General features: G+C 66.3%; 26 protein-coding genes and 1 riboswitch. Of the genes, 10 read left to right on the forward strand and 16 right to left on the reverse strand.

Annotation, left to right across the window (positions count from 1 at the left end; all coding sequences use genetic code 11):
- Positions 1–17 precede the first annotated feature (17 nt).
- On the reverse strand, positions 18–1,679 hold the full coding sequence (locus tag BM244_RS14730) for an electron transfer flavoprotein-ubiquinone oxidoreductase (RefSeq protein ID WP_093400037.1): 1,662 nt from the start codon (positions 1,677–1,679) through the stop codon (positions 18–20).
- Positions 1,680–1,818: 139 nt separating this feature from the next.
- On the opposite strand from BM244_RS14730, the gene BM244_RS14735 reads away from it, so the two are divergent.
- The 4 genes from BM244_RS14735 (at position 1,819) to BM244_RS14750 (ending at position 5,588) form a co-directional block, all read left to right on the forward strand.
- Entirely contained in the window at positions 1,819–2,601 is a 783-nt protein-coding gene (locus tag BM244_RS14735; protein ID WP_093399675.1) for a uracil-DNA glycosylase, read from the forward strand.
- Positions 2,598–4,469 carry a lytic transglycosylase domain-containing protein gene (locus BM244_RS14740; RefSeq protein ID WP_093399676.1) on the forward strand — a complete coding sequence of 624 codons (1,872 nt, stop codon included), beginning with the start codon at positions 2,598–2,600 and terminating at the stop codon, positions 4,467–4,469. Before BM244_RS14735 ends, BM244_RS14740 begins: the two co-directional genes overlap by 4 nt.
- A 4-nt stretch (positions 4,470–4,473) precedes the next feature.
- Positions 4,474–5,001, forward strand: a complete 528-nt coding sequence (moaB, locus tag BM244_RS14745) for a molybdenum cofactor biosynthesis protein B (RefSeq protein WP_093399677.1) — start codon at positions 4,474–4,476, stop codon at positions 4,999–5,001.
- Between the two features lie 338 nt (positions 5,002–5,339).
- On the forward strand, positions 5,340–5,588 hold the full coding sequence (locus BM244_RS14750; RefSeq protein WP_139226945.1) for a hypothetical protein: 249 nt from the start codon (positions 5,340–5,342) through the stop codon (positions 5,586–5,588).
- 54 nt (positions 5,589–5,642) lie between these two features.
- On the opposite strand, the gene BM244_RS14755 is transcribed toward BM244_RS14750, so the two are convergent.
- Positions 5,643–5,840, reverse strand: a complete 198-nt coding sequence (locus tag BM244_RS14755; protein WP_082445022.1) for a hypothetical protein — start codon at positions 5,838–5,840, stop codon at positions 5,643–5,645.
- Between the two features lie 174 nt (positions 5,841–6,014).
- Between BM244_RS14755 and BM244_RS14760 the strand changes: the two genes are divergently transcribed.
- Positions 6,015–7,085 carry a PA0069 family radical SAM protein gene (locus tag BM244_RS14760; protein WP_093399679.1) on the forward strand — a complete coding sequence of 357 codons (1,071 nt, stop codon included), beginning with the start codon at positions 6,015–6,017 and terminating at the stop codon, positions 7,083–7,085.
- 272 nt (positions 7,086–7,357) lie between these two features.
- Here BM244_RS14760 and BM244_RS14765 read toward each other — a convergent pair whose 3' ends face one another.
- Both BM244_RS14765 and BM244_RS14770 read right to left on the reverse strand, forming a co-directional pair.
- Positions 7,358–7,720, reverse strand: a complete 363-nt coding sequence (locus BM244_RS14765; RefSeq protein ID WP_093399680.1) for a VOC family protein — start codon at positions 7,718–7,720, stop codon at positions 7,358–7,360.
- A gap of 178 nt (positions 7,721–7,898) precedes the next feature.
- Positions 7,899–9,434, reverse strand: coding sequence for an aminoacyl--tRNA ligase-related protein (locus BM244_RS14770; protein WP_093400038.1), 1,536 nt, complete (start codon positions 9,432–9,434; stop codon positions 7,899–7,901).
- 85 nt (positions 9,435–9,519) lie between these two features.
- On the opposite strand from BM244_RS14770, the gene BM244_RS14775 reads away from it, so the two are divergent.
- Positions 9,520–10,416: a DMT family transporter gene (locus tag BM244_RS14775; RefSeq protein WP_093399681.1), complete on the forward strand. Its 897-nt coding sequence runs from the start codon at positions 9,520–9,522 to the stop codon at positions 10,414–10,416.
- A gap of 112 nt (positions 10,417–10,528) precedes the next feature.
- Here the strand turns inward: BM244_RS14775 and BM244_RS14780 are convergent, their stop codons facing one another.
- From BM244_RS14780 to glmU, 8 genes are all read right to left on the reverse strand, one after another.
- On the reverse strand, positions 10,529–11,041 hold the full coding sequence (locus BM244_RS14780; protein WP_093399682.1) for a CcdC protein domain-containing protein: 513 nt from the start codon (positions 11,039–11,041) through the stop codon (positions 10,529–10,531).
- Between the two features lie 234 nt (positions 11,042–11,275).
- Complete coding sequence (gcvPB, locus tag BM244_RS14785; RefSeq protein ID WP_093399683.1) at positions 11,276–12,850, reverse strand: aminomethyl-transferring glycine dehydrogenase subunit GcvPB; 1,575 nt, start codon at positions 12,848–12,850, stop codon at positions 11,276–11,278.
- Complete coding sequence (gcvPA, locus tag BM244_RS14790) at positions 12,847–14,217, reverse strand: aminomethyl-transferring glycine dehydrogenase subunit GcvPA (protein WP_093399684.1); 1,371 nt, start codon at positions 14,215–14,217, stop codon at positions 12,847–12,849. The genes gcvPB and gcvPA overlap by 4 nt, the downstream gene beginning before the upstream one ends.
- Positions 14,218–14,331: 114 nt before the next feature.
- Positions 14,332–14,703, reverse strand: coding sequence for a glycine cleavage system protein GcvH (gene gcvH / locus BM244_RS14795; RefSeq protein ID WP_056057335.1), 372 nt, complete (start codon positions 14,701–14,703; stop codon positions 14,332–14,334).
- 1 nt (position 14,704) lies between these two features.
- Entirely contained in the window at positions 14,705–15,952 is a 1,248-nt protein-coding gene (gene gcvT, locus BM244_RS14800) for a glycine cleavage system aminomethyltransferase GcvT (RefSeq protein WP_093399685.1), read from the reverse strand.
- 155 nt (positions 15,953–16,107) lie between these two features.
- A riboswitch (glycine riboswitch) is annotated at positions 16,108–16,211 on the reverse strand.
- Positions 16,212–16,467: 256 nt separating this feature from the next.
- On the reverse strand, positions 16,468–18,291 hold the full coding sequence (gene glmS, locus BM244_RS14805; protein WP_093399686.1) for a glutamine--fructose-6-phosphate transaminase (isomerizing): 1,824 nt from the start codon (positions 18,289–18,291) through the stop codon (positions 16,468–16,470).
- An 18-nt stretch (positions 18,292–18,309) separates the two neighbouring features.
- Positions 18,310–18,744, reverse strand: coding sequence for a hypothetical protein (locus tag BM244_RS14810; RefSeq protein WP_093399687.1), 435 nt, complete (start codon positions 18,742–18,744; stop codon positions 18,310–18,312).
- Complete coding sequence (gene glmU, locus BM244_RS14815; protein WP_093399688.1) at positions 18,741–20,120, reverse strand: bifunctional UDP-N-acetylglucosamine diphosphorylase/glucosamine-1-phosphate N-acetyltransferase GlmU; 1,380 nt, start codon at positions 20,118–20,120, stop codon at positions 18,741–18,743. Before glmU ends, BM244_RS14810 begins: the two co-directional genes overlap by 4 nt.
- 62 nt (positions 20,121–20,182) lie before the next feature.
- Between glmU and BM244_RS14820 the strand changes: the two genes are divergently transcribed.
- Together BM244_RS14820 and BM244_RS14825 are read left to right on the forward strand one after the other, a co-directional pair.
- Positions 20,183–20,866: an HAD family hydrolase gene (locus tag BM244_RS14820; protein ID WP_093399689.1), complete on the forward strand. Its 684-nt coding sequence runs from the start codon at positions 20,183–20,185 to the stop codon at positions 20,864–20,866.
- Positions 20,863–21,222, forward strand: a complete 360-nt coding sequence (locus tag BM244_RS14825) for a VanZ family protein (RefSeq protein WP_093399690.1) — start codon at positions 20,863–20,865, stop codon at positions 21,220–21,222. The genes BM244_RS14820 and BM244_RS14825 overlap by 4 nt, the downstream gene beginning before the upstream one ends.
- Here the strand turns inward: BM244_RS14825 and BM244_RS14830 are convergent.
- The 4 genes from BM244_RS14830 to BM244_RS14845 are packed head-to-tail and all read right to left on the reverse strand — an operon-like array spanning position 21,219 to position 23,743.
- Entirely contained in the window at positions 21,219–22,208 is a 990-nt protein-coding gene (locus tag BM244_RS14830; protein WP_093399691.1) for a nucleotidyltransferase domain-containing protein, read from the reverse strand. The genes BM244_RS14825 and BM244_RS14830 overlap by 4 nt on opposite strands.
- Positions 22,193–23,053: an HprK-related kinase A gene (locus BM244_RS14835; protein ID WP_093399692.1), complete on the reverse strand. Its 861-nt coding sequence runs from the start codon at positions 23,051–23,053 to the stop codon at positions 22,193–22,195. The genes BM244_RS14830 and BM244_RS14835 overlap by 16 nt, the downstream gene beginning before the upstream one ends.
- Entirely contained in the window at positions 23,050–23,325 is a 276-nt protein-coding gene (locus BM244_RS14840) for an HPr-rel-A system PqqD family peptide chaperone (protein ID WP_254784464.1), read from the reverse strand. Before BM244_RS14840 ends, BM244_RS14835 begins: the two co-directional genes overlap by 4 nt.
- 4 nt (positions 23,326–23,329) lie before the next feature.
- Positions 23,330–23,743, reverse strand: a complete 414-nt coding sequence (locus tag BM244_RS14845) for a hypothetical protein (RefSeq protein WP_175518253.1) — start codon at positions 23,741–23,743, stop codon at positions 23,330–23,332.
- Between the two features lie 308 nt (positions 23,744–24,051).
- On the opposite strand from BM244_RS14845, the gene BM244_RS14850 reads away from it, so the two are divergent.
- Entirely contained in the window at positions 24,052–24,231 is a 180-nt protein-coding gene (locus BM244_RS14850) for a hypothetical protein (protein WP_093400040.1), read from the forward strand.
- A gap of 67 nt (positions 24,232–24,298) precedes the next feature.
- Complete coding sequence (locus BM244_RS14855) at positions 24,299–25,543, forward strand: putative DNA modification/repair radical SAM protein (RefSeq protein ID WP_093399694.1); 1,245 nt, start codon at positions 24,299–24,301, stop codon at positions 25,541–25,543.
- Positions 25,544–25,654: the final 111 nt, after the last annotated feature.

Below are 25,654 nucleotides of genomic sequence, written 5' to 3' on the forward strand. Positions count from 1 at the left end.
GTGCTAGAAACAGACGCTTACATGTTGGGATAATTGGGGCCTCCGCCGCCCTCGGGTACGACCCAGTTGATGTTCTGGGTGGGGTCCTTGATGTCGCAGGTCTTGCAGTGGACGCAGTTCTGCGCGTTGATGACGAACTTCGGATCGCCCTCTTCGACGCCGACCACCTCGTAAACGCCGGCCGGGCAATAGCGTTGCGCGGGCTCGTCGTACATCGGCAGGTTGTAGGCGATCGGCACGCTCGGATCCTTGAGCGTCAGGTGGACCGGCTGGTCTTCCTCGTGGTTGGTGTTCGAGATGAAGACGGAGGACAGGCGGTCGAATGTGAGGACGCCATCGGCCTTCGGATAGACGATCGGCTTGACGAGATCCTTGCGCCACAGGCTCTCGTGGTCGGGATGGTGGTGCATCGTGAAAGGCACCTTGATGCCGAGATGCTCCATCCACATCGTGATGCCGGCGAGGCCCGAGCCGACGAGGTCGCCGAACTTCTTGACCAGCGGTACGACGTTGCGGACGACCGACAGCTCCTTCTTGACCCACGACTTTTCGAAAGCCTCGGGATAGGCGGCGAGTTCGTCATGGCCGCGTTGCGAGACGATCGCCTCGACCGCGGCCTCGGCGGCCATCATGCCGGACTTCATCGCGGTATGCGTGCCCTTGATCCGCGGCACGTTGAGGAAGCCCGCGCTGTCGCCGATGAGCGCCGCGCCGGGCATGACGAGCTTGGGGATCGACTGGAGCCCGCCGTCGCTGATCGCGCGCGCGCCGTAGCTTACCCGCTTGGCGCCCTTGAGCAGCGCGGCGATCTCGGGATGCGTCTTCCAGCGCTGCATCTCGTGGAACGGCGAGAGATGCGGGTTGGTGTAGTTCAGCCATGTGACGAAGCCGATCGAGACCTGGCCGTTCGCCTGGTGATAAATCCAGCCGCCGCCGTTCGAGCCGTCGGTTTCTGACAGCGGCCAGCCCTGCGTGTGGATGACGCGACCGGGGACGTGGAGTTCGGGATCGATGTCCCACAGCTCCTTGATGCCGAGGCCGTAGACCTGCGGATCGCTGTCCTTGTCGAGCGCGAACGTCCGGATCAGTTCCTTGGTGAGGTGACCGCGGCACCCTTCGGAGAAGAAGGTGTATTTGGCGTGGAGTTCGAGGCCGGGGGTGTAGTCGCCCTTGTGCGTGCCGTCGCGCGCGACGCCCATGTCGCCGGTCGCGACGCCCTTCACCGAGCCGTCGTCGTTGAACAGGATTTCCGCCGCGGCGAAGCCTGGGAAGATCTCGACACCGAGTTCCTCCGCCTTGCCCGCGAGCCAGCGGCAGAGGTTGCCGAGCGAGCCTGTGTACGTGCCCTTGTTGTGCATGAACGACGGCGTGACGAAGTGCGGCATTTCGCTCTTCTTCGTCTTGGTGAGGATCCAGTGATGGTTCTCGGTCACCGGCACCTCGGCGAGCGGGCAGCCGTCCTCGCGCCAGTTCGGCAGCAATTCGTCGAGGCTCTTGGGATCGATGACCGCGCCGGACAGGATGTGCGCGCCGACTTCCGAGCCCTTTTCGAGCACGCAGACGCTGATTTCGGCGTCCTTCTCGGCCGCCAACTGTTTCAGGCGGATCGCTGCCGAGAGACCGGCCGGGCCAGCGCCGACGATCACCACGTCGTACGGCATCGATTCACGTGTCGTCATCATCGTCTCCCGGGGGATGTCCCCTCTTGCCTCAACATTGCGCCCCACCCTTCGTTCGGGCTCGGGCGGGCACCATCTTGTCCAATATGGCGATTGCGCGAGTTGACCGCCACGTCAACCGTGCAGCATAGGTTACATTGTGGGGGCGGACCAAACCATCGACTGGCGAAATACAGCGGCGAGTGCGCTCGACTGGTGGCACGAGGCTGGCGTCGACACGCTGGTCGACGACGTCCCGCGCGACTGGTTTGCGGCGTCTGAGCCGCTGGTCGTACCCGCCGCAGTGCCTGCTGCGCCGGTCTTGGCACCCTCCGCGATGCCGCATTTGCTGGCCGATTTCCTGGCCTGGCGGAGCAGTGCGGAGGTTCCCGAGGCGGACTGGAGCGGGGTTTCGCTGGCCGCGGTTGGTCCCGCTGACGCTACGGTCATGGTGCTTGTCGATTGCCCGGACCGGGACGATGGCGATGCGGGGGCGCTGCTGAGTGGCGCATCGGGACGGCTGCTCGACAAGATGCTCGCGGCGATCGGTCTGACACGCGACGAAGTGCATCTCGCGGCGGTCTGCGCGAAGCGGCCGACCGCGGGGCGGATCCAGAGCGAGGTCGAGGCGCGGCTGTCTGAAATCGCCAAGCATCACATCGGGTTGGTTGCCCCCAAGCGGTTGCTGCTGCTGGGCAATGCGGCGAGCCGTGCGATCCTTGGGATGGAATTACAGGCAGCCCGCGGGCGTTTACACGAATTTAACCATAAGACCGGAGAAACGGGGTCCGGTTCGGCGTCTGGCGAAGCCTACAGCGAGACCGGCGTGGTCGCGAGCTTTCACCCGCGGTTTCTGATCGAGAAGCCCGCGGCCAAGGCCGAGGCCTGGAAGGATTTGCAGATGCTGATGCGCGGACTGACGTCGCAAGAGGGTGTGAGATGATTCGGACTCTAGCTATCGTTCTGGGGCTCAGCGCCCTCCCCTTTCCAGCGCTCGCGGCGACCGTTGCCGGTGAGTCCGCTGGCGATGCGCGGCTCGGCACGACGCAGTTGATCGGCGCACCGACGATCGAACAGATCCCCGACCAGCTCGATGCCAGCCAGCGCGAGGCTTACAGGACCGTGTTCGCGGCGATCCGCGACGGCAAGTGGACCGACGCGCAGATCGGGCTCGACACGATGAAGCCCGGCCCGCTGCACGCGATCGCGCGCGCCGAGATGTATACGGCGAAGGGTTCGCCCCGCGTCGAGATGGAGCCGCTGGTCGCGCTGCTCAACGAAGCGCCCGAACTGCCCGAAGCCGCGCAGATCTCGCGCCTCGCCTTGACTCGCGGCGCGGTCGACCTTCCTCCCCTGCCCGCGGCTCAGCGGCTGATCTGGCAGGACGGCGCGCCGCGTCGGGTGCGCGCCAAGAGCCTGCAGGGCGACATGATCGCCGCCGATCTGGCGCTGAAGATGCAGCCTTATGTGAAGGCGGACATGGGTCGCGAGGCGCAGTCCCTGCTGGAGAGCACGCCAGGGCTTACTCCGGAAGCGCTGACCGAGTGGCAGCAGAAGATCGCGTGGATCTATTTCCTCCAGGGCGACGATGTGAACGCGCGCGTAATGGCGGCGAAGGCACAGGACGGCGTCGGCGACTGGGCGGTCCAGGGTCGCTGGGTCGGGGCGCTGTCGGCGTGGCGGCAGAATGACTGCGCGAATGCCGAGACCGGGTTCGAGGGTGTCGCGGCACGCGCCGGCGACGTCGATCTTCGGGCGGCGGCGCTGTACTGGGCGTCGCGCGCCGACATGGTGTGCTCGCGCCCCGACAAGATCGAGGGTCGGCTGAAGGCGGCGGCGCAGTTCGGCGAGAGCTTCTACGGCCAGCTCGCGCGCCAGCAGCTTGCGATGAAGGACAAGGGCACGTCGGTCGGCGGGCTCGTGGCCAGCGACTGGAAGGTCGTCGGCAAGCGTCCGAACGTGCGCGTCGCCGCTGCCCTGGTCGAGGTCGGCGAGACCGACCTGGCCGATACCGTGATCCGCCAGCAGGCCAAGATCGGCGACCCGCGCGAGTTCGGCAACCTGGTCCGCGTGGCGGAAGCGCTGAGCCTGCCCGCGACGACCGTCTGGCTCGCGCACAATTGTCCGCAGGGAGTCACGTCGACCGCCGAGGCGCGTTACCCGACGCCGAACTGGACGCCCGACAGCGGCTGGCACATCGACAAGGCGCTGGTCTATGCGCACACACTCGAGGAATCGCGGTTCCGTAACACGGTGAAGAGCCCGGCGGGCGCGTATGGCCTGATGCAGATCATGCCCGCCGCCGCGACCGATTTCGCACGCGAGCGTGGCACATCGATCGACATGAAGGCGCTGACCAAGCCGTCGACGAACATGGATATCGGCCAGCGTCATCTGGAGCGGCTGCGCGACATGGCGGGCGTCACCGGTGGGCTGCTGCCCAAGGTGATCGCGGCGTATAATGCGGGTCCGCGCCCGGTCGGCGACTGGAACGCGATCGTCCACGATAACGGCGATCCGCTGATGTATATCGAGAGCATCCCGTATTGGGAGACGCGCGGCTACGTGACCACCGTGCTGCGCAACTACTGGATGTACGAGGCGCAGGGCGGCAAGAAGGCATCGACCAGCCGCAACGCGCTCGCGCAGGGCATGTGGCCGCGCTTCCCCGGCCTGCCGGGTGCGACCGCGGTGCGGATGGCGGCCAAGCCCTATACGCAATACCGGGCCAGCACGGTGCCCTTGAACGCCACCGTCGCCGTCAATGCCAGCGTCGGTCCGCAGTCGACCACCGTCACGCGCGCGGACTGAGTATATGCCGATCGATGAGAGCCGGACGTTCCTGCCGGTACGCATTGCCGTACTGACGGTATCGGATACGCGTGGCCTTGCCGAGGATCGCTCGGGCGATACGTTGGTCGCACGACTGACCGAGGCGGGCCATGTCCTCGCCGACCGAAAGATCGAGAAGGACGACGTCGAGACGATCGTCTCGCGGCTGCACGCGTGGATCGGCGATCCGGAAATCGACTGCATCATCACCACCGGCGGCACCGGCGTCACCGGGCGCGACGTGACTCCCGAGGCGGTCGAGCAGGTTGCCGAGAAGATGATTCCCGGCTTCGGCGAACTCTTCCGGATGCTCAGCTACCAGACGATCGGTACCTCGACGGTCCAGTCGCGCGCGTGCGCCTGCGTCTCGCACGGGACGTACATCTTCGCGCTGCCCGGTTCGACCGGCGCAGTGAAGGACGGCTGGGACGGCATCCTGCGCGATCAGCTCGACAGCCGCCACCGGCCCTGCAACTTTGTCGAGCTGATGCCGCGTTTGCTGGAGCGCTAAGAGCGACGGCCGTTGCCGGATGTGAGGTGCGTCTACGGCGACGGCCTCGCCCTGCCGCCAGACAATTGGGCGTAGCCGCTTCCCCTTGGCGGGGGGAGCGAACGAGAAATGGCAACTGCGGACGCCGTCTTGCCAATTTGCCGCGGTTTATCCCAGATCTTGGCGTATCTCGAGATCCGGAATTTGCGTGAGGCCGATAGTGAAGCGGCCAGAAAATCGTGCCGTTAAAGCGACTTCGTCGGCGTGTAGTAGTGTATTATGAAACTGGCACGCTGGATGCATTGGTCGAGATGTCGCCCCACCGGGCGCCTGACACCAACCATCACAAGGACGCTGCCATGACCACCATCTTCCTGAAAAGCCTCGTCGCCGTCGCTGTCCTCACGGCCAGCGCACCGATCCTCGCCGCACCCTCGGGCTCAACGCAGAAGACGGTCCTGAAGTACGACGCCAAGACCCAGAAATATTGCCTGAACGAACCCGCGATGACGGGATCGCGGATCCGTCAGACGACCTGCAAGACCGCCGTGGAATGGTCTGCCGCCGGATTGAACATGCCGAAGACGGTGATGCTGGCGCAAAAATGATGCTGTACGGTTCGATCGGACGATGCCCAGCACGCCGATCGAACCGCCGCCGCGTTACGCGAGCGCGGAGCCGCCGCGTGCCGCGTGGATCAGGTCGACGAGTTGCTTGTTGATCGACGCGCCATGAAGGTGAAGGTGAACGGCGTCATACCCCTCACGCCGCAACCGCTGGCGCAATGCGTTGACCGACTCGCATTCGCCCGAGCGCGCCAGTTCGAACGCTCGTTCCACCGTGGTAATCTGTCCCGTCATCGCCCTGCCCTACGCGCTCTCGCAGCGAGCGGCGAGAACTCTTTCGTGCTAGACGCAAGTGACTAAAAATCAGCCTTATTTTTCCTAGATATAGATCAAGAAATTTCGGTGCCGACGCACGGACGGCGTATTTATGTTCTGTATTTGTTCCCATATTCCGTGTATCGTCGATCGATGAAGACCGATCGACCCGTTCGTGGCGCCACGCGGAACGACGAAAGCCGCCGGTTCAACCTGTCGCAGACCGAGGCGGACGGCGATTGGCTCGACATGCGCGAGGGGATCGACGGAATCGCGCCGAAGCTGCGGACGACGGTGACGGTCGAGACGCCGCGGACGATCATCAGCCGCAACGCGTCGCCCGACGTGCCGTTCGACCGCTCGATCAATCCGTATCGGGGGTGCGAGCATGGCTGCATCTATTGTTTCGCGCGACCGAGCCATGCGTTTCACGATCTGTCGCCGGGGCTGGATTTCGAGAGCAAGCTGTTTGCGAAGCCCTCCGCGGCGGCGCTGCTCCGGGCTGAACTGTCGAAACCGGGCTATGCCGTGGCACCGATGGCGCTGGGGACGAACACCGATCCCTACCAGCCGATCGAGAGCGACTGGCGGATCACGCGTGGCATCATCGAGGTTCTGGCGGAGACCGACCATCCATTGACGATCACCACGAAGTCGGACCGGGTGGTGCGCGATATCGATCTGTTGGCACCAATGGCGGCGAAGGGGCTGGCGGCGGTGGCGATGTCGATCACCTCGCTCGATCCGAAGATCGCGGCGACCGTCGAACCGCGCGCGCCGCATCCAGAGCGACGACTGGCGGCGGTGCGGAAGCTCGCGGACGCAGGCGTGCCCGTGTATGTTTCGATCGCGCCGGTCATCCCGGCGATCACCGATCATGAGATCGAGCATCTGATCGCGCGGGCGGCGGAGGCCGGGGCGACACGGGCGTTCTTCATCCCGGTGCGATTGCCGCATGAGGTGGCACCGCTGTTCCGGGCGTGGCTCGACGAGCATTTTCCCGATCGTGCGGGGAAAGTGATGGCGACGATCGCGTCCTTGCGCGGGGGGAAGGATAACGACCCGAACTTCTTTACGCGGATGAAAGGGCAAGGGCCTTGGGCCGACCTGCTGGGGACGCGGTTCCGGATTGCGTGTGCGAAGCACGGGTTGAACCGGGAGCGGGTTGCCTTGCGGAACGATCTGTTCCGGGCGCCAAGGGGGCCGCAGGGGGAATTGTTCTAGACAGGACCGTGGCGGTTCCAAGCTCGGCTAAAGCCCCGTAGCAACCTGCCGGTTAGAGAGGACTGGCCAACCCGTTCCCCCCTCCCTGGAAGGGAGGGGTTGGGGGTGGGTCGGCTTCCGCACGTCCGAACCTGCGCGGCTTGAGCAGGCCAACCCACCCCCGGCCCCTCCCTTTCAGGGAGGGGGGAAGATTTCCGCGTTGGCAAAGGTCGAGACCGAAGGCACCTTCTCCCGCACTACCGCTGATCTTCAAACCAAGCTGGGGTGCGTCCTCAAGCTTCCGATTCTTCAGGCTCCCACAGTTCGATAGGATTGCCTTCCGGATCGTGGATGCGCGCGAAGCGGCCGAAACCGGGCATGTCCCATTCGGGATCGGTCGTCACCGCGATCCCCGCCGCGCGGAGGGTGGCGATCAGGCCTTCGATGTCGTCGACGCGCAGATTGAGCATCCAGGGGCGATCCGCGGGGAAATAGTCGGCGTCGACGGCGAACGGCGCAAAGACGCTGGGTCCAGCGAGCGTCTCCCACGATCCATACGGCACCGACCCGACGCCGAGATGCTCGACATACCAAGCGCGTACCGCCTCCGGGTCCTTTGCCCGGAAGAAGAACCCGCCGATCCCCGTCACGCCCATGCCTGCCCCCTAAGGTCGCACTGCCAAAGCCGATGCGACGATACCAGACGAGCGGCGAAGATGCAGCCGACAGACCGGACGGTTTTGGTAGCTCCCAGCCTGGGGTATCCCGGCGGTCGCCACGCCCCGCCCCGATGATCGGCCTTGGACGCGACCCGGCAGCGGCCAATCGGCGCGCCTAGTAGGCGCGGCCGATCAGGATGCGTTCGACCGCAGGTTCGCCGGTGAATATGCAGGCGCCGTCATCGCAACCGGTCTGGCCCATCGGCGCGTTGCGGATGGTGAGTTTCAGCGCCTTCAGGCGTTCGACGACCTTGTCGAGTGCCGCCCCCGTCGGCTTCGACCAGCGGACGTCGACCCAGCCCGGGTTCTTCACGCCGTCGGCGAAATGCGCTTCGACTGCGGCGAAGTCGTTGGCGGGGACGATGTTGCCCTTCACGCGGTTCATCGACTCGACGTGGAGCGTCGCCTGGATGTCGTGCAGGATGCCCGAAACCTCGCCGACGAACGTGTCGCGCGGCGTTGCGACGCTGTTTAGCTTGCCGTCCTCGCGGTAGAGGCGATCGCGGCGGATGACCGTGACGTTGCCGCCGGCCATGTCGCGACCGCCGACCTCGATCACGATTGGGGCGCCCTTCTTGACCCAGCCCCAGCGCTTGGTCGCGGCCTTGGCGGGCTTGAGGTCGAGCAGTGCGCGGACCGGCTCACCGAGCGCGGACTGCTTGGCGAGTTCGGCCTGGAGCGACTTGCAGTATTCGACGATCGCCGCGTCCTCGGGGACGTCGCGCAGCATCGGCACGATCACGACCTGCCACGGTGCGATCATCGGCGGCACGCGCAGGCCGTCGTCGTCGCCGTGGACCATGATGACCGCGCCGATCATCCGCGTCGACACGCCCCAGCTGGTGGTGTTGCACAGCTCGAATTCGCCGCCCGCATTCTGGAACCGGATGTTCTGTGCCGACGCGAAATTGGTTCCGAGGAAATGCGAAGTGCCGGCTTGCAAAGCCTTGCCGTCCTGCATCATCGCCTCGATCGAATAGGTCGCGACGGCGCCGGGGAAGCGCTCGTTCTCGGGCTTCTCGCCGGCGATGACGTGGACGCCGAGGCATTCCTCCGCAAAGTCGCGATAGACTTCGAGCATCTTGAGCGTCTCGTCGCGCGCTTCGTCTGCGGTCGCGTGCGCGGTGTGGCCTTCCTGCCAGAGGAACTCGCTGGTGCGCAGAAACATGCGCGTGCGCATCTCCCAGCGGACGACGTTGGCCCATTGGTTGATCAAGACGGGCAGGTCGCGCCACGACTGGACCCAGCGCGCGAAGGCGGCGCCGATGACCATCTCGGAAGTCGGGCGGACGACGAGCGGCTCCTCGAGCTTGGCGTCGGGATCGGGGATCAGCCGGCCATAGCCATCGGCCTTGAGGCGGTGGTGCGTGACCACGGCCATTTCCTTGGCGAACCCGTCGACGTGCTCGGCCTCCTTCTCGAAGTAGGAGAGCGGGATGAAGAGCGGGAAATAGCAGTTCTCGTGACCGGTCGCCTTGATCCGATCGTCGAGCAAGCGCTGGATGCGCTCCCAGATGCCATAGCCCCAGGGGCGGATGACCATGCAGCCGCGGACGCCGGATTCCTCGGCGAGATCGGCCTCGGAGATGACGGCCTGGTACCAGGCGGAGAAATCCGCCTCGCGGGTGACGGGGAGTGCGCGCTTTATCATGAGGTGCGGATAGCGGGTGCGCGGTGGTTCGTCACGTGTGAGTTGCGGGGTGGCGACGCGGCGGTGGTTTGCGTAGGGGTCGCGCATGCCCACCGACCGCATCCTTCCCGCCATCGGCATGCGGTTGCTGTCGGTCGTGATCTTCGCGCTGATGAACACCGCGATCAAGCTGGCCGAGCGGCATGGCGCGAGCGTGTCGGAAATCCTGTTCTTCCGCCAGTTTGGCGCGTGTATGCTCGTGTCAGGGGTTATCCTTGCCGGGCCGGGCCTGCCTTCGGTGGCTACCAAGCGATTGCCGGCGCATATCGTTCGCGCGGTGGTCGGGCTGTCGGCGATGGCATTTACCTTCAACGGGATCGTCGCGTTACCGCTGGCAGAGGCGACGACGATTGGGTTCACGGTGCCGGTGTTCGCGACGATCCTGGGGGCGCTGGTGTTGCGCGAGCCGACCGGGTGGCATCGCTGGGCGGCGGTCGCGACCGGGTTCGCGGGCGTATTGATCGTCGCACAGCCCGGAAGCGGCGATCACTTTCCGTTATGGGGTGCGGGGTGTGCGCTGGCGGGGGCGTTCGGGACGGCTAGCGTGTCGATCCTGTTGCGGCAGATCGGCAAGACCGAGAGTGCGCTGACGACGGTGTTCTGGTTCTCGGCGCTGTCGCTGATCCCGTTGTCGGTGTTCTATGCGCAGGCGGCACAGTCGCATGATCTGGTCGCGTGGATTTGCCTGGCGAGCGTCGGGATCTTCGGCGGGCTGGCGCAGATCGCGATGACGACGTCGTTGCGGCTCGGGCCGGTGTCGGTGGTGGTGCCGATGGATTATTCCAGTCTGTTGTGGGCTACGCTGCTGGGGTGGCTGGTGTTCGACACGCTGCCGGCGGAGGCCACTTGGGTCGGAGCGCCGGTCATCGTCGCGAGCGGGTTGTATATCGTGTGGCGCGAGCATGTCCGGCGGCGGGAGGAGACGGAGCAGGCGATCGCTTGAGCCCACTCTTGTCATTCCCGCGGAGGCGGGAACCCAGACTGACTGACCTGGCGTTCGGATTACCGACGGTTGCCAGTATGGGTCCCCGCCTTCGCGGGGATGACGGTTCGGATTAGCGGACGCGGGCCGTTTCGAGCATCCGCTTGGCGCGGAGGTACATTTCGACGCGTTGGGTGGTGAACAGGCCCAGCGCCAGCGCGACCAGCATGTCGGTGATGGCGAAGGCGTCGAGGTGGAGGGCTTGGCCGTCGCCGATTACGGCGCGCGCGCCGGTGCGGACTGCGACGATCGCCACGATGAACAGGACCGCCGCCGGGGAGGACGTCGTGTTGAGCGCGTGGCTGTCGGGATCGATCGTGATCCGCATGAGCTTGCCGCGCTGCCAGCCTAGTGCTCCGCCCATCACTATGGCTAGCGCGCAGAACAGCCAGGCGAGGCCGTGGGGCGGGTACATCGTGAACATGTAGAGCGTGACGGCGGCGTAGAGTGCGGGGAAGATCCAGAGACGTTCGAGCTTGAGCGGCTTCACGATACTCATGCGGCGCCAGCGGACCGCGAAGACGATGCCGATGACGACCGCGGTGATCGCGTAGCTGATCCAGCCTTGTGCTTCGTGCGCCTGCATTGCGTGCCCCTACGTCGTCATCAGACGATGGTGTAGTACGGCAACAATACAGCAGACGTAAAGATGCAAGTAGACATACGTAGCGCCACCCCGGCGGAGGCCGGGGCCCAATTGGAAAGGTCGCGGTAACGGAGCACACCCTCCGTTAGCAACGTCTCCCAATTGGACCCCGGCCTTCGCCGGGGTGGTAGTATTCCTCGGGTGCAAGCGTCACACCCCGAAGATCACCTTCCCTTACTCGGCCGCCTGCGCCAGCGGAGCCGGGTCCTTCCAGACCAGGACCGGTTTGCGCGCCGCGAGCGTCTCGTCGAGGCGTGCGCGGGGGGCGAAGTGGGGGGCGGTCTTGAGGCTAGGGTCGCCGGCTTTCGCGCGTTCGGCGACCGAGCGGAGCGCGGCGATGAACTGGTCGAGCGCCGCCTTCGACTCGGTCTCGGTCGGTTCGACCAGCATCGCGCCGTGGACGACGAGCGGGAAATACATCGTCATCGGGTGGAAGCCCTCGTCGATCAGGCCCTTGGCAATGTCGATCGTCGAGAAGCCGGCGGCAAGGCCCGAGTCCGAGAACAGCGCCTCGTGCATGCACGGACCCGACGGGCCGAACGGTGCGTCGAGCGTGTCGTCGAGGCTGCGCAGGATGTAGTTCGCGTTGAGCACCGCATCCTCCGACACCTGGCGCAGGCCGTCCGCGCCGTGGCTGAGGATGTAGGTCAGCGCACGCGTGAACATGCCCATCTGGCCGTGGAACGCTACCATGCGGCCGAAGCTGCCGGCGTGGTGCTCGTCGGCATTCTCTTCCTCGATCAGGACGAATTGGTCGCCCTGCCTCTCGACGAAGGGGAGCGGTGCGTAGGGGGTCAAAGCTTCCGAGAACACCACCGGGCCGGAACCCGGACCGCCGCCGCCGTGAGGAGTCGAGAAGGTCTTGTGCAGGTTGATGTGCATCGCGTCGATGCCGAGATCGCCCGGCCGAACGCGGCCGACGATGGCGTTGAAGTTCGCGCCGTCGCAATAGACGAAGCCGCCGGCCGCGTGCACCGCGTCGGAGATCTCGCGCATGTCGCGCTCGAACAGGCCGCACGTGTTGGGGTTGGTGATCATCACACCGGCGACGTCGGGACCAAGCCGAGCCTTCAGCGCGGCGGTGTCGACGCGGCCTTCGGCGGTGGCGGGGATATCCTCGACGCTATAGCCGGCGAACGCGGCGGTGGCGGGGTTGGTGCCGTGCGCGCTCTCGGGGACCAGGATGATCTTGCGAGCGCCTTCGCCCTTGGCTTCGAGTGCCGCGCGGATCGCGAGGATGCCGCAGAGTTCGCCGTGTGCGCCCGCCTTGGGGCTCATCGCGACCGAGGTCATGCCGGTGAGCGTGACGAGCCAGTGTGCGAGCTGGTGGATGACTTCCAATGCGCCCTGTACCGTGTCGACCGGCTGGAGCGGGTGGACGTCGGAAAACCCGGGCAGCCGCGCCATCTTCTCGTTGAGGCGCGGGTTGTGCTTCATCGTGCACGAGCCGAGCGGGAAGAAGCCGAGGTCGATGCCGTAGTTCTGGCGTGAGAGGCGGGTGTAGTGGCGGACGGTTTCGGGTTCGGAGAGACCGGGGAGGCCGATCGGCGCCTTGCGCGTCAGATCGCCGAGCATGTCGTGCGCGACGTCGCCTTCGCCGAAGTCGACGCCCGTCGTCTTCGCATCGCCGATCTCGAAGATCAGCGCTTCTTCCAGCATCAGCGCCTTGTTGCCGGTGACGCTTGTGGGAACGCCGCCGGTGCTCGCCTCGGGAGCCGTAGGGCGCCAGCCGCTCTGGTTGATGCTCATGCCAGTATCTCCCCAAGGACCGTGGATAGTGCGGACGCAAGCGTTTCGACGTCCTCCGCCGTGGTCGTCTCGGTCACGGCAACGACCAGGCCGTTGGCGAGGTCGTCATTGCCGGGATAGAGCCGGCCCAACGAGACGCCCGCGAGGATGCCGCGGTCGGCCAGCGTGCGGACGACCGGGCGGGCTTCGACGGGGAGCTTCAGCGTGAATTCGTTGAAGAAGTGCGTGTTGAGCAATTCGACGCCCGGTACCTTCGCCAGTCGGCGCGCGGCGTGGACCGCACCCGCATGGTTGAGCCCCGCAAGGCGGCGCAGGCCGGCTTCACCGAGCAGAGTCATGTGGATCGAGAAGGCCAGCGCGCAGAGGCCGGAGTTGGTGCAGATGTTCGACGTCGCCTTTTCGCGGCGGATGTGCTGCTCGCGGGTCGACAGCGTGAGGACGAAACCGCGGCGGCCGTCCGCGTCGACGGTCTCGCCGCAGAGACGGCCGGGCATCTGGCGGACGTATTTGTCCTTGCACCCGAACAGGCCGACATAAGGCCCGCCGAACTGCAGGCCGACGCCGAGCGACTGGCCTTCGCCGACGACGATGTCCGCGTCCATCTCGCCGGGCGACGTGATCGCGCCGAGCGCTACCGGCTCAGTGACAACCGCGATAAGCAGCGCCTTCTTGGCGTGGCACGCATCCGCAAGCGGGCGCAGGTCGGCGATGCGGCCGAGGATGTCGGGGTACTGGACGACGACGCACGACGTATCGTCGTCGATCTTCGCGATCAGCTGGTCGAGGTCCATGTCGGCGACCAGCTCGGGCGCGGTCGTGTCGAGCACGTCGCCGGTGAACTTGGCCATCGTGTTGGCGACCGAGACGTAATGCGGGTGGAGGCCCGACGACAGGATCGCCCTGCCCCGCTTGGTGATGCGACGCGCCATCACGATCGCTTCCCAGCACGCGGTCGAGCCGTCATACATCGAGGCGTTGGCGACGTCGGTGCCGAGCAGCCGCGCGACCTGAGTCTGGAACTCGAACAGCATCTGCAGCGTACCCTGCGCGATTTCCGGCTGGTACGGCGTGTAGGCGGTGAGGAACTCGCCGCGCTGGATCAAATGGTCGACCGACGCGGGGACGTGATGCTTGTACGCGCCGCAGCCGAGGAAGAACGGCGCTTCGCCGGCGGTGAGGTTCTTCTTGGCGAGTGCCGACATGTGGCGTTCGACCGCCATTTCGGAGGCGTGCATCGGCAGGTCGCGAACCGGGCCGTCGAGGCGCGCGGCTTCGGGGACGTCGACGAAGAGGTCGTCGATGGTCGAGGCACCGATGACGGCGAGCATTTCCGCACGGTCGGGCTTGGTCAGGGGAAGGTAGCGCATTCTAGTCTCCTCCCCTCCCGTTCACGGGAGGGGTCGGGGGAGGGAATGAGACGGGGAACGACTGTACCAGCCCCTCCCCCGACCCCTCCCGCAAGCGGGAGGGGAGCAGTTAGATTAGAGCCCTTCGACGAACGTCGCGTAGGCGGCTTCGTCCATCAGGCTGTCGAGTTCGCTCGGGTCGCTCAGCGTCAGCTTGAAGAACCAGCCGGCCGCTTCGGCGTCCGAGTTCACCAGGCTGGAGTCGTCGGTCAAAGCCGCGTTGCCCTCGGTGACGGTGCCCGAGACCGGCGAATACACGTCCGACGCGGCCTTGACCGACTCGACGACCGCGGCTTCGTCGCCCTTGCTGAGCGTCTTGCCGGCTTCGGGGACGTCGACGAACACGACGTCGCCGAGCTGGCTTTGCGCGTATTCGGAGATGCCGACGGTGCCGACGTCACCATCGACGTCGACCCATTCATGATCCTGCGTGAAGTAACGGCTCATATCACTTGGCTCCTGCGCGGACGTAGCGGTGGGGAATGAAGGGCATCGCGGTGACGGTGGCGGTGTGGACCTTGCCGCGTTGCGCGATCTCGATGCGGGTGCCGGGGGCGGCGAGCGCGAGCGGCACATAGGCCATCGCGATCGGCTTCCCGAGCGTCGGCGCGAAGCCTCCGCTGGTGAGGCGGCCGATCGTCGCGCCGGTGTCGTCGATCACCTCGGCGCCTTCGCGCGCGGGCTGGCGGCCCTCGACGATCAGGCCGACGCGCTTGGTGGCGGGGCCGTGCTCGCGCTGGGTGAGGATACGCTCGGCACCGGGGAAGTCGGCAGCCTCGCGGCGTCGCTTCGACAGCGCGAAACCGAGGTCGGCCATGACCGGCGTGATCTCGGGATCGAGGTCGTGGCCGTAGAGCGGCAGGCCGGCTTCGAGACGTAGCGAGTCGCGCGCGCCGAGGCCGATCGGCTTGATCTCGGGGAGCGCGAGCAGCGCGTCGGCGAACGCGACGGCGTGCTCGGCGGGGAGCGAGATCTCGACGCCATCTTCACCGGTATAGCCTGAGCGGCTGATCCAGAGCGGTACGTCGTTCCAGTGGAACGCGCCGGCGGTCATGAACACGAGGCCGTCGACGCCGGGGACGATCCGCGCGACCGCCTCGACCGCTTTCGGGCCCTGCACCGCGAGCAGCGCCTGGTCTTCGAGGATGTTGATCGTGACGTCGTCGGGGAGGTACTCGATAAGATAGCTAATGTCGTCGTACTTGGTTGCGCCGTTGACGACGACGTAGAAGCTGCCGCTCGCAGTCGGCGACGGGTGGAGCGGGTCGTACGCCTCGGGCTCGACGTCGGCCGCGGAGAACGGCGAGGGCTGGTCGTCTGGAAGGCGTGTGGCCATCAGGTCGTCGAGGATGCCGCCGTCCTGTGCGAGCAGCAGCGAGTAGCGCATCTTGCCCTCGCCGAGCCCTGCGATATCGCCCGGCAGGACGGTTTCGAGCGCGTGCGCGACGCCTTCGCCGGAGAAGACGAGCTGGCCCATGTGGCTCACGTCGAACAGGCCCGCCGAATCGCGCGTCCAGGCGTGTTCGGCCATGATGCCTTCATACTGGATCGGCATCTCGTAGCCGGCGAACTCGACCATCCGCGCGCCGTGCGCCCGGTGCCACGCGTCGAGCGGCAATGGCAGGATCTCCGGCTCGACGTAATCGTCGGCCTGATCGATGATGCTGGCGTAATCGCGCAGTTCAGGGTCGCTCATGCTCGGTCTCCGTCGAAGGGGCGCGCGGCACCAATGGGTGCAACGATCCGAACCCCCTCTGTCACGGGACCTGAGAGCTTTCGCGCCGGACTTGTCCAGCGCTTACCCCTTCGGTGGCCCTCGACTCACGTCAGGACGCTTTCCAGAGTGTCGATCAGCCTCGCGCGGTCTCTGGTGCCTGAGAGATTCCGGGGTGGTTGCTCCTTCGGCGGTTCCGTTGGCCCTCGAAGGACCGGAAACGCTCTCCCGCGCGGTGCCATGCCGGTTGCCCGACATCGACGCCGCGAGTTGTGACGCGACGCACAATTTTAGTCAATCGAGGGTTTGGGGTGCGGGAAGAAAACGCACGCTCGACCTAGGAAGAAAGCACCACCCCGGCGAAGGCCGGGGCCCAGTTGGAAAGGTCGTCGTAACAGCGGACCATCCGTCATTACTACCGTCCCCCAACTGGGCCCCGGCCTTCGCCGGGGTGGCGGACTTATATCGAGGTGCACGACCCGACGGTAAGCCGAATGTTATTCGACCGTCACCGACTTCGCGAGGTTGCGCGGCTGGTCGACGTCCGTGCCCTTGAGCACCGCGACGTGATACGCGAGCAACTGCACGGGCACCGCGTACACCAAAGGCGCGATCAGTGGGTGGACCTTGGGCATGGTGATCGTCGCCATGCAGCCTTCGCCGGCCGCCTGGATGCCGTCGTAATCCGAGATCAGCACGACCTTGCCGCCGCGCGCCATGACTTCCTGCATGTTGCTGACCGTCTTGTCGAACAGCGGCCCCGACGGTGCGATGACGATGACCGGGACGTGCTCGTCGATCAGCGCGATCGGGCCGTGCTTCATCTCGCCCGCGGCATAGCCCTCGGCGTGGATGTAGCTGATTTCCTTCAGCTTCAGCGCGCCCTCGAGCGCCAGCGGGTAATCGGTGCCGCGGCCGAGATACAGCACGTCGCGCGCACCGGCGATGTTGTGCGCCATCGCCTCGATCGCCTCGTCATACGCCAGCGCGCCGTTGAGTGCAGCAGGCGCCTCCGACAGATGCCGGACGATCTCGCGCTCCTGCTCCTTCGAGAGCAGCCCCTTCGCGCGCGCAAGGTTCGCAGCGAGCGCGGCCAGCACCGCCAACTGACACGTGAACGCCTTGGTCGAGGCCACGCCGATCTCCGGCCCGGCATGCGTCGGCAGCAGCAAATCCGCCTCGCGCGCCATCGAGCTGGTCGGGACGTTGACGACGACCGCGATCTTCTGGCCCTCGGCCTTCGCGTGGCGCAGCGCGGCGAGCGTGTCCGCGGTCTCGCCCGACTGCGAGATGAACAGCGCGAGGCCGCCGTCTTCCATTACCGGCGCGCGGTAGCGGAACTCCGACGCGACATCGAGGTCGACCGGCACGCGCGCGAACTGCTCGAACCAGTATTTGGCGACCATGCCGGCATAGAAGCTCGTGCCGCATGCGACGATCGTGACGCGCTTGATCGTGGACAGGTCGAACTCGGGGATCGGCAGCGAGACCTCGCCTTCCATCCGCTTGAGGTACGAGCGGAGCGTCTGCGCGACGACGATCGGCTGCTCGTAGATCTCCTTCAGCATGTAATGCTTGTGGTTGCCCTTCGAGATCACGTCGCCGGTGACGCCCGAGATGGTGATCGCGCGCTCGACCGGCGCGTTGTCGCGGTCATAGACCTGCGCGCCGTCGCGAGTCAGCACGACCCAATCGCCCTCGTCGAGATACGCGATACGCTGCGTCAACGGCGCGAGCGCGAGTGCGTCGGAGCCGAGATACATCTCGCCGTCACCGTGGCCGACGACGAGCGGCGACCCGAGGCGCGCGCCGATCAGCAAATCGGGATGCTGGCGGAACAGGATGGCGAGCGCGAACGCGCCGTGGAGGCGCGGCAGAATCTCGCGGACGGCCGATACCGGGTCCATCCCCGCCTCGACCTTCTCGCTGATCAGGTGCGCGACGACTTCGGTGTCGGTCTCGCTGGTGAACACGCGGCCGCGCGCGATCAACTCCTCGCGCAGCGGCTTGAAGTTCTCGATGATGCCGTTGTGGACCACCGCGACTTCGCCGGTCGCATGCGGATGCGCGTTGTTGGTGGTCGGACCGCCGTGCGTCGCCCAGCGCGTGTGGGCGATGCCGGTCTTGCCGGGCAGCGGATGCGCGGCGAGTTCGTTGGCGAGGTTGATGAGCTTGCCCGACGCCCGCCGCCGCTCGATCGCGCCATCGTTGTCAGTGGCGATGCCCGCCGAATCATAGCCACGATATTCGAGGCGCTTCAGGCCGTCGAGCAACCGACCCGCGACGTCTTCGCCACTCAGGATTCCAACGATACCACACATAAGCTGATGTCCGTTCGTTCAGTCGACCGAGAGGAGCTGTTCGCCCCGCGCGATGACGACATGGGTCTGGTAGTAATATTTGCCGGTCGGACGACCGTCCGTGGTGAAGTCGATCCGCACCCGGCGCGCCTCGCCGTCGACGCGGATCGTCCGCCCCTGCAATGCGGTCCCGGCGGGAGCGCCCAAACGGGCTTCGAGCTGCGCCTGTGCGATCGGCCGAACCTCGAGCGACAGGTTGCGCGGGTCGCGGTAGTCGCGTTCCGAATTGAGATAGAGGCTGGAACCCTGCGTGCCCGACGCCCGTACCGTCATCACGAAGATGCCGGGATAGCCGCCCGGGGCCAGGCCCGCGGCACGCTCGATCGCGACCATCGGACCGATCGCATCGCGGGAGACCTGCGGCGTTGCGCATCCCGCAAGTGCCACGGCCCCGAAAAGCATCAGAGTCTTCATCCGTGTTTCCTTACCAGCATTCTCTCGCGGAAGCGCTTGGCCCATCCGGGCTTGGCCATCTGCGGCGGCCGGACCAGCGCGAGGGCGTCGGCCTCGACATCCTGCGTGACCACCGACCCGGCGGCGACGATCGCACCGGCACCGATCGTGACGGGCGCGACCAGCGCCGAGTTCGAGCCGATGAACGCGCCTTCGCCGACGACGGTGCGGTATTTGAAATAGCCGTCATAGTTGCAGGTGATCGTGCCTGCGCCGATGTTCGCGCCCGCGCCGATGTCCGCGTCGCCGATATAGGTCAGGTGGCTGACCTTCGCGCCCTCGCCGATGATCGCCTTCTTCACCTCGACGAAGTTGCCGACCTTGGCGTCCGCACGCAGGTCCGCGCCGGGGCGAAGGCGAGCGAAGGGACCGACGTTGGCGCCCTTGCCGACGGTTGCGCCCTCGACATGGCTGAACGCGTGGATCGTCGCGCCGTCTTCGATGCGCACGCCGGGACCGAAGACGACGTTGGGTTCGATCACGACGTCGCGACCGAGCAGCGTGTCGTGGGAGAACCAGACGGTGCCGGGAGCGATCAGCGTCGCACCATCGGCCATGGCTTGCGCGCGGCGCGTCGCCTGCCACGCGGCTTCGACACCGGCGAGTTCACCGCGGCTGTTGACGCCGGCGACCTCGTCCGCGCCGGTTTCGATGACGGCGGACGAACGACCGTCCGCCCCTGCCAGCCCGACGATATCGGTGAGGTAATATTCACCCGCCGCATTGTCGTTGCCGAGCCGGTCGAGCAGCGCGAACAGGTCGGTCGAGCGCACCGCCATCAGCCCGGAATTGCACAATGTCACCGCGCGTTCCGCCTCCGACGCGTCCTTATACTCGACGATCCGGTCCATCCGGCCTGCAGCGTCGGCGATGACGCGACCATAGGCGCCGGGATCTGCGGGGCGAAAGCCGAGCACGACGACCGCGGGCGTGTCGTCGCCGTGCAACCGGTCGATCATCCGCTGCATCGTCGCGGCGGTTACCAAGGGCACGTCGCCGTACAGGATCAGCACGTCTCCGTCGAAACCCGCCAGTGCGGCACGTGCCTGCGCGACCGCGTGGCCGGTGCCGAGCTGCTCAGCCTGAAGCGCGGTGACGATCCCGAGCGGCGCGACCGCGGCCTCGACCTGCTCGCGGCCCGCTCCCGTCACGACGACCGTCTTCGCGGGGTGCAGCGCCGCCGCGCTCGCAGCCAGATGCAGCAGCATCGGCCGCCCCGCGATCGGGTGAAGCACCTTGTGCAGGTCCGACTTCATCCGCGTGCCCTTGCCGGCGGCAAGGATCACGACGGCGATGGGGCGATGCGGAATCGTTTGGTCGGAGGAATGCGTCGTCATGGGAGGATCGCTGCCACGAAAGCCTTGCCAATTCCATAGCGCCGCTGGCAGGCGTCATGGCAATGACGCATTTTTCATTCGATATCGTCGGTTTCGACCTCGACGGCACCCTGCTCGATACCAGCGGCGACCTGGCGGCGGCGGTCAATCACGCGCTGGCTTCGGTCGATCGCCCGGCGCTGACCGTCGAGCAGGTAAAGCCGATGATCGGCGGCGGTGCGCGGCACATGCTGAAGCAGGGGCTGACCGCGACCGGCGGGTATGACGAGGCGATGCTCGACACGCTCCATGTCAAACTGCTCGCCTATTACGAGGCGCATATCTGCGTGCTGACCAAGCCTTATCCTGGCGTGATCGCGGCCCTCGATACGCTCGCCGCGAAGAACGTTACGCTCGGCATCGTCACCAACAAGATCGAGCGGTTTGCGCGGACCGTGCTGCACGAACTCGGGCTGACCGATCGGTTCGCGTGCATCCTCGGCGGCGATACGATGGCCGAATCGAAGCCGTCGCCGATGCCCATCCACGAAATGGTACGGCTTTGTCGGAAGTCCGGGGGCGGAGAGGGACGCGCGGCGTTCGTCGGCGATTCGATCTTCGACATCCAGGCCGGGAAAGCCGCGGGGTTGCCGACGATCGCATGCAGCTTCGGCTTCCTGATGCAGCCGGTCGAGGAGCTCGGCGCGGATGCGGTAATCGACGGTTTCGGCGAGTTGGTGCCGACGCTGGAAAGGCTCGGCGCATGAACCGGACGACGCTGACGCGTGTTGCGCTGGTCGTGGCGGTGGTGTTCGCCGTGACGATGGCGCTGTTACCAAAGCCGCCGCACATGCCGATCGACCAATATGGCGACAAGTTCGGGCACATGCTCGCCTTCGCGACGATGGCGCTGCTGGCGGCGCTGTCGTTTCCGACCGCGCGACTGTTCCGGATCGGTGAACGCCTGTCGTTCCTCGGCGCGATGATCGAGGTGCTGCAATCGATCCCCTCGCTGCACCGCGACTGCGATATTCACGACTGGATCGCCGACACGCTGGCGATCACCGTGGTGTTGCTGCTGGTGTGGGTTGCGCGGCGAGGGCGCGGCGCGCGGCTCAACTAGGCCTTGCGCCACTTGGTCCAGAGGTGCCGGGCGAGCATCGTCGGCGGCATCCGGAGCCAGTGCGAGCGGACGTAGAAGGCGAGCCGCGTGGCCGGTCGGGTCGGCCGGCCCCAGCCGTCGCGCGCGGTGATGCGGCGGATGTAGAGGCGATCGATACCGGCCGGCGTGCCGTCGCCGAACAGGATATCGACCAGACGCAGCGAGCGGGCCACCGCGCGGGACAAACCGTGACGGCTTGCCTCCACCTTGAGCCCGTCGGTGCCGAACTCGTCGATCAGGCACCGTATGTCCCATAGGTTGCGCAAGCCCCCGGCGAGATCCCCGTCGGCCAAAAGATGCGCCGCCGCGTGGATCAGCATCCCGTTCGGCGACAGCGTACGCAGGCCGTTCCCAAGCGCCACGCTTCCGGCGATCAGCGCCGCCGCATCGGGCGTGATCCGCGCGGTCAGCGGCAATATGGTGTGATGAACGTCGATCATCCGGTCGCGCTCGCGGTGGATCAGCGGCGGGAGTTCGTGCATCCAGCGGCGGTAATAGGCGTCGTCATAGGGATCGGGCTTCACCCATTCCCAGCCCGCCGCGAGCAGTGCCGCCTCGACCGCGTCGATCGATGCATGTGGCACGAGGATGTCGAGGTCGCCGATCGAGCGCCCCTGCCCCGCCGAAAGCCCCGCCGCGACGAACGCGGTGCCCTTCAGCAACACGACCGGACAGTCGACTGCGGCGAGCGCCCGCCGCGCCATCTCCGCCTCCCACAGCGCAGCGCGGCGGCCCTGCTCGGCGGCGGCGCGGGCGTCGACGAGAATCGCCTTCGCTGCGTCTGGCATCGGCAGGCCATCGAGACGCAGGGCGAGCGTGCCGATCAGCTGCTCCGCCCGCGCCACCGCCAGCAGCGCCGTCCAGCCGTCCGCGTCCAGTCCGACCACGCTGCCCGGATCGGACAGCGCGCCGGCCAGAAGGCGGGCATCGGTCACAGCGCGGCCCATATTGCCTCGACCTGCTCGATAGCGCTCGCGCCGTCGGGATAGTCGACCGCGACCGAGGGCACGCCCGTGATCAGCCCGGTAAGCGCGCAAAACCCTGCCTCGCCGAGCGCGACGTAATTGGTCGAAGCCTGCGTCATCCGCACGAACGCCTCGCCCGGCGGCACCGGTCGCGTCTCCGCCTCGAAACCGTAGCGCGGAAACACCAGCAGCGCGGGCGTGGCGGGCACGTCCATCGCCGCGATCGCCCGCGCGTCGGGGACCATGTGGCGGATGTCGCCCTTCGGCGTCGCAGGCATCAACGGCCCCATCCGCGCGGTCGGCCACGCCGCCTCGGCCTCGGCGATCGCCTCGTTCTTGAGGCTGATCAGGCGCGGGAACGCGTGGATATGCCCGGTCGCGGGATCGAGCAGCGCGAACTCGTCGCCCATGAACCGCCAGCCCTTCGCCGCGAGCAGGGTCGCCAGCGTCGATTTCCCCGCGCCCGAAATGCCGGTCATCAACAGCGCCCGGCCATCACGCTCGACCGCCGACGCGTGGAGCAGCAGATACCGTCGCGCCCCCAGCGCCATCTGCAGGTTCATCGCCATCTCAGCCGCGAGCAACCCAAGCCGCAACGGCAACGGTGCGGCTTCCGGCAGCATGTAGTCGCCGCCGATCTCGACCGAGGGACGTACGAACCGCCGCCACGGCCTTCGCGCGAACAGGCGAACGGTGAAGTCGGCTATGCCGTCATCCGGCTTGGGATAGTCGCGGTACAGCGTCTCGAGTTCGGCGATCGGCGCGCGCCAGTCCGAGCCGATGCGGAAACCGACCGGACCGATGCGGACGGAGAAAGCGTGTCTCATGCGCGCTCGACGAGCCCGGCTTCGATCAGCTCCTCGAGCCGCGCTTGCAGAGAGGCCCGTGTACCGTCGGTCAGGTCATATTCCCGACCGAGCCGATCCAGCAGCGCATCGAGCGACAGCGCGCCGTCCGCGATGATCGCCAGAATCTGCGGCGCAGGTTCGGTCAGGAGATGCGTTATGCCCGATGCCCGGTGATAGACCGCTGTGAACTCGTCGAGCGGGGCGATCAGCAGGCCACAATCGGGTGGACCGCGATAGAGGTAATCGGGCACGGCCTCAGCCGCGCGGCATCTGCAACGATGCAAAGCAGGTGAAGCCGCCCTGGCCGCGCTGCAACCGGCGGATGTATTTGACATAGGCACGGCTGCGGTCCGAGTCGGTGCCGGGCAGGTTGCTGCCGTTCGCCAGCGTTCGCTTGACCTCCTCGCCCTTGAAGGCGCGTGGCGAAGGGGGGAACGCACCCTTGGTGCGGGCCGGAACGACGCTGCCGTCCGACGCGATGTAGCGCCCTGCGCGGCCGGGATCGGGGATCGGGATCTCGCAATTCATCACCGATCCTACCGTCTGCGCGAGCGCTGGTCGGATCGAGACAACCGCACCGGCGGTGACCGCGCCCAAGGCCAGCACGCGGCGGCGGCTCGGAATACGGCTCTCGCTATCCGTTGCCGGCATAGCGGCTCCGGCGGCCATCTGGCCATGACCGTCAAGGTCTTGATCGGATCGAGTATCGTCGGTCATGCTACCCCTGCTAGCCTGCAGCCCTTTCACAATCCTGAAGCGCTGACAATATCGTACGGCAAACCGTGCCGAAGCAGGACGCCGCGCGTCCCGGTTTCGCGCCATCTGTGCGTAGCCAAACCATTTTATTCGCGGCCGGAGTCATAGTATCGCGCTCCGATCGCCAGAATTTCGGCTCGTGCGCTGCGGTCTGGCCCCGGAGTCGCGAATGCCGCGTTCGTTCGGCAGAATATGATGTGAAAGATCGCCTGGAGACCGCGATGTTCCTCGATGAAACGCATAACTGGCCGCGCAAGGAGGAGCCGCAACCCGACCGGCGGCCGCCGTTTCGCCACGAGAAGGCGCTGCGGCGGGTCCTGCTTTTCTACGCGCTCGCCCTACTGTTGCTGCCGATCAGCGTCGGCAGCGCGGTCGATCTGGTCCGCTATATCTTCGACTGAACCCTATCGCCGCGTTCGTTGATATCGATCAATCGACACTTGCGGTGACGGAACGTAAGACGAACGGATGGCCCAACTCGATACCCGTGAAAAGCTCGAGATCCTCGCCGACGCGGCCAAATACGACGCGTCCTGCGCATCGTCGGGCACGACCAAGCGCAATTCGAAGGATGGCAAGGGGCTCGGATCGACCGAGGGCATGGGCATCTGCCATGCCTATGCGCCCGATGGCCGGTGCATCTCGCTGCTGAAGATCCTGCTGACCAACAGCTGCATCTTCGACTGCCATTATTGCATCAACCGCAAGAGCTCGAACGTCCGCCGCGCCCGCTTTACGGCGAAGGAAGTCGTCGATCTCACCATCGCCTTCTACAAGCGCAATTACATCGAGGGGCTGTTCCTCTCGTCGGGCATCATCGCGTCGTCGAACTACACGATGGAGCAGATGGTCGAGGTCGCGCGGTCGTTGCGCGAGGATCACCAATTTCGCGGCTATATCCACCTCAAGACGATCCCCGATGCCGATCCCGAACTGGTCCACCAGGCGGGGCTGTACGCGGACCGCGTCTCGATCAACGTCGAACTCCCGACCGCGAACGGCCTGAAGCGGCTCGCCCCCGAGAAGGACGGCGTCCGCATCGAGACCGCGATGGCCGAGGTGAAGGCCTCGATCATCGACGGCAAGGACGCCAAGGCCAAGTACAAGTCGGCGCCGCGCTATGCCCCCGCCGGCCAGTCGACCCAGATGATCGTCGGCGCGGACGCGGCGACCGACGGCGACATCGTCCGGAAGGCGTCGACCTTGTACGACCGGTTCGGCCTGCGCCGCGTCTATTATTCCGCGTTCAGTCCGATCCCGGATGCGAGCGCCGTCCTTCCCCTGCAACGCCCGCCGCTGATGCGCGAGCACCGGTTGTACCAGTCGGACTGGCTGATGCGGTTCTACGAGTTCCAGCCGCACGAGGTGGTCGCCGCCGCCGACGATGCGACCGGGATGCTGCCGCTCGACATCGACCCCAAGCTTGCGTGGGCATTGAAGTTCCGCGGATCTTTTCCGGTCGACGTCAACCGCGCGCCGCGGGAAATGCTGCTTCGTGTGCCGGGGCTCGGCGTAAAGGCGGTCAACGGCATCCTGACCAGCCGCCGGTGGCGCCGCCTGCACCTCGCGGATATCGCACGGCTGACGGTTTCGGTCGCCAAGCTCCGCCCCTTCATCATCGCCGAGGATTGGCGCCCCGTTACGCTAGCGGACAAGGCCGAACTCCGCCCCATCGTCGCACCGAAACCCAAGCAGATGGAAATGTTCGCGTGACGCTAACGCATTCCTCCCCGGCACGGGGAGGGGGACCGCGACGCGCAGCGGCGGGGTGGAGGGGGCTCACCACCACCGATACGTTCGCGGAAGCCCCCCTCCACCAGCTTC

Source organism: Sphingomonas sp. OK281 (assembly GCF_900115295.1).
GTDB lineage: Bacteria > Pseudomonadota > Alphaproteobacteria > Sphingomonadales > Sphingomonadaceae > Sphingomonas.

What these genes read in the sequence shown, in the direction of transcription:
- BM244_RS14825 (WP_093399690.1), top strand. Translation starts at nt 20,863, where the DNA reads ATGAACCGGACGACGCTGACGCGTGTTGCGCTGGTCGTGGCGGTGGTG.
- BM244_RS14845 (WP_175518253.1), bottom strand. Translation starts at nt 23,743, where the DNA reads ATGGCCGCCGGAGCCGCTATGCCGGCAACGGATAGCGAGAGCCGTATT.
- BM244_RS14760 (WP_093399679.1), top strand. Translation starts at nt 6,015, where the DNA reads ATGAAGACCGATCGACCCGTTCGTGGCGCCACGCGGAACGACGAAAGC.
- gcvH (WP_056057335.1), bottom strand. Translation starts at nt 14,703, where the DNA reads ATGAGCCGTTACTTCACGCAGGATCATGAATGGGTCGACGTCGATGGT.
- BM244_RS14780 (WP_093399682.1), bottom strand. Translation starts at nt 11,041, where the DNA reads ATGCAGGCGCACGAAGCACAAGGCTGGATCAGCTACGCGATCACCGCG.
- BM244_RS14770 (WP_093400038.1), bottom strand. Translation starts at nt 9,434, where the DNA reads ATGATAAAGCGCGCACTCCCCGTCACCCGCGAGGCGGATTTCTCCGCC.
- BM244_RS14755 (WP_082445022.1), bottom strand. Translation starts at nt 5,840, where the DNA reads ATGACGGGACAGATTACCACGGTGGAACGAGCGTTCGAACTGGCGCGC.
- BM244_RS14775 (WP_093399681.1), top strand. Translation starts at nt 9,520, where the DNA reads ATGCCCACCGACCGCATCCTTCCCGCCATCGGCATGCGGTTGCTGTCG.
- BM244_RS14855 (WP_093399694.1), top strand. Translation starts at nt 24,299, where the DNA reads ATGGCCCAACTCGATACCCGTGAAAAGCTCGAGATCCTCGCCGACGCG.
- BM244_RS14740 (WP_093399676.1), top strand. Translation starts at nt 2,598, where the DNA reads ATGATTCGGACTCTAGCTATCGTTCTGGGGCTCAGCGCCCTCCCCTTT.
- BM244_RS14830 (WP_093399691.1), bottom strand. Translation starts at nt 22,208, where the DNA reads ATGGGCCGCGCTGTGACCGATGCCCGCCTTCTGGCCGGCGCGCTGTCC.
- gcvT (WP_093399685.1), bottom strand. Translation starts at nt 15,952, where the DNA reads ATGAGCGACCCTGAACTGCGCGATTACGCCAGCATCATCGATCAGGCC.
- gcvPA (WP_093399684.1), bottom strand. Translation starts at nt 14,217, where the DNA reads ATGCGCTACCTTCCCCTGACCAAGCCCGACCGTGCGGAAATGCTCGCC.
- BM244_RS14730 (WP_093400037.1), bottom strand. Translation starts at nt 1,679, where the DNA reads ATGACGACACGTGAATCGATGCCGTACGACGTGGTGATCGTCGGCGCT.
- BM244_RS14750 (WP_139226945.1), top strand. Translation starts at nt 5,340, where the DNA reads ATGACCACCATCTTCCTGAAAAGCCTCGTCGCCGTCGCTGTCCTCACG.
- BM244_RS14820 (WP_093399689.1), top strand. Translation starts at nt 20,183, where the DNA reads ATGACGCATTTTTCATTCGATATCGTCGGTTTCGACCTCGACGGCACC.
- gcvPB (WP_093399683.1), bottom strand. Translation starts at nt 12,850, where the DNA reads ATGAGCATCAACCAGAGCGGCTGGCGCCCTACGGCTCCCGAGGCGAGC.
- glmU (WP_093399688.1), bottom strand. Translation starts at nt 20,120, where the DNA reads ATGACGACGCATTCCTCCGACCAAACGATTCCGCATCGCCCCATCGCC.
- BM244_RS14835 (WP_093399692.1), bottom strand. Translation starts at nt 23,053, where the DNA reads ATGAGACACGCTTTCTCCGTCCGCATCGGTCCGGTCGGTTTCCGCATC.
- BM244_RS14810 (WP_093399687.1), bottom strand. Translation starts at nt 18,744, where the DNA reads ATGAAGACTCTGATGCTTTTCGGGGCCGTGGCACTTGCGGGATGCGCA.
- BM244_RS14765 (WP_093399680.1), bottom strand. Translation starts at nt 7,720, where the DNA reads ATGGGCGTGACGGGGATCGGCGGGTTCTTCTTCCGGGCAAAGGACCCG.
- moaB (WP_093399677.1), top strand. Translation starts at nt 4,474, where the DNA reads ATGCCGATCGATGAGAGCCGGACGTTCCTGCCGGTACGCATTGCCGTA.
- glmS (WP_093399686.1), bottom strand. Translation starts at nt 18,291, where the DNA reads ATGTGTGGTATCGTTGGAATCCTGAGTGGCGAAGACGTCGCGGGTCGG.
- BM244_RS14850 (WP_093400040.1), top strand. Translation starts at nt 24,052, where the DNA reads ATGTTCCTCGATGAAACGCATAACTGGCCGCGCAAGGAGGAGCCGCAA.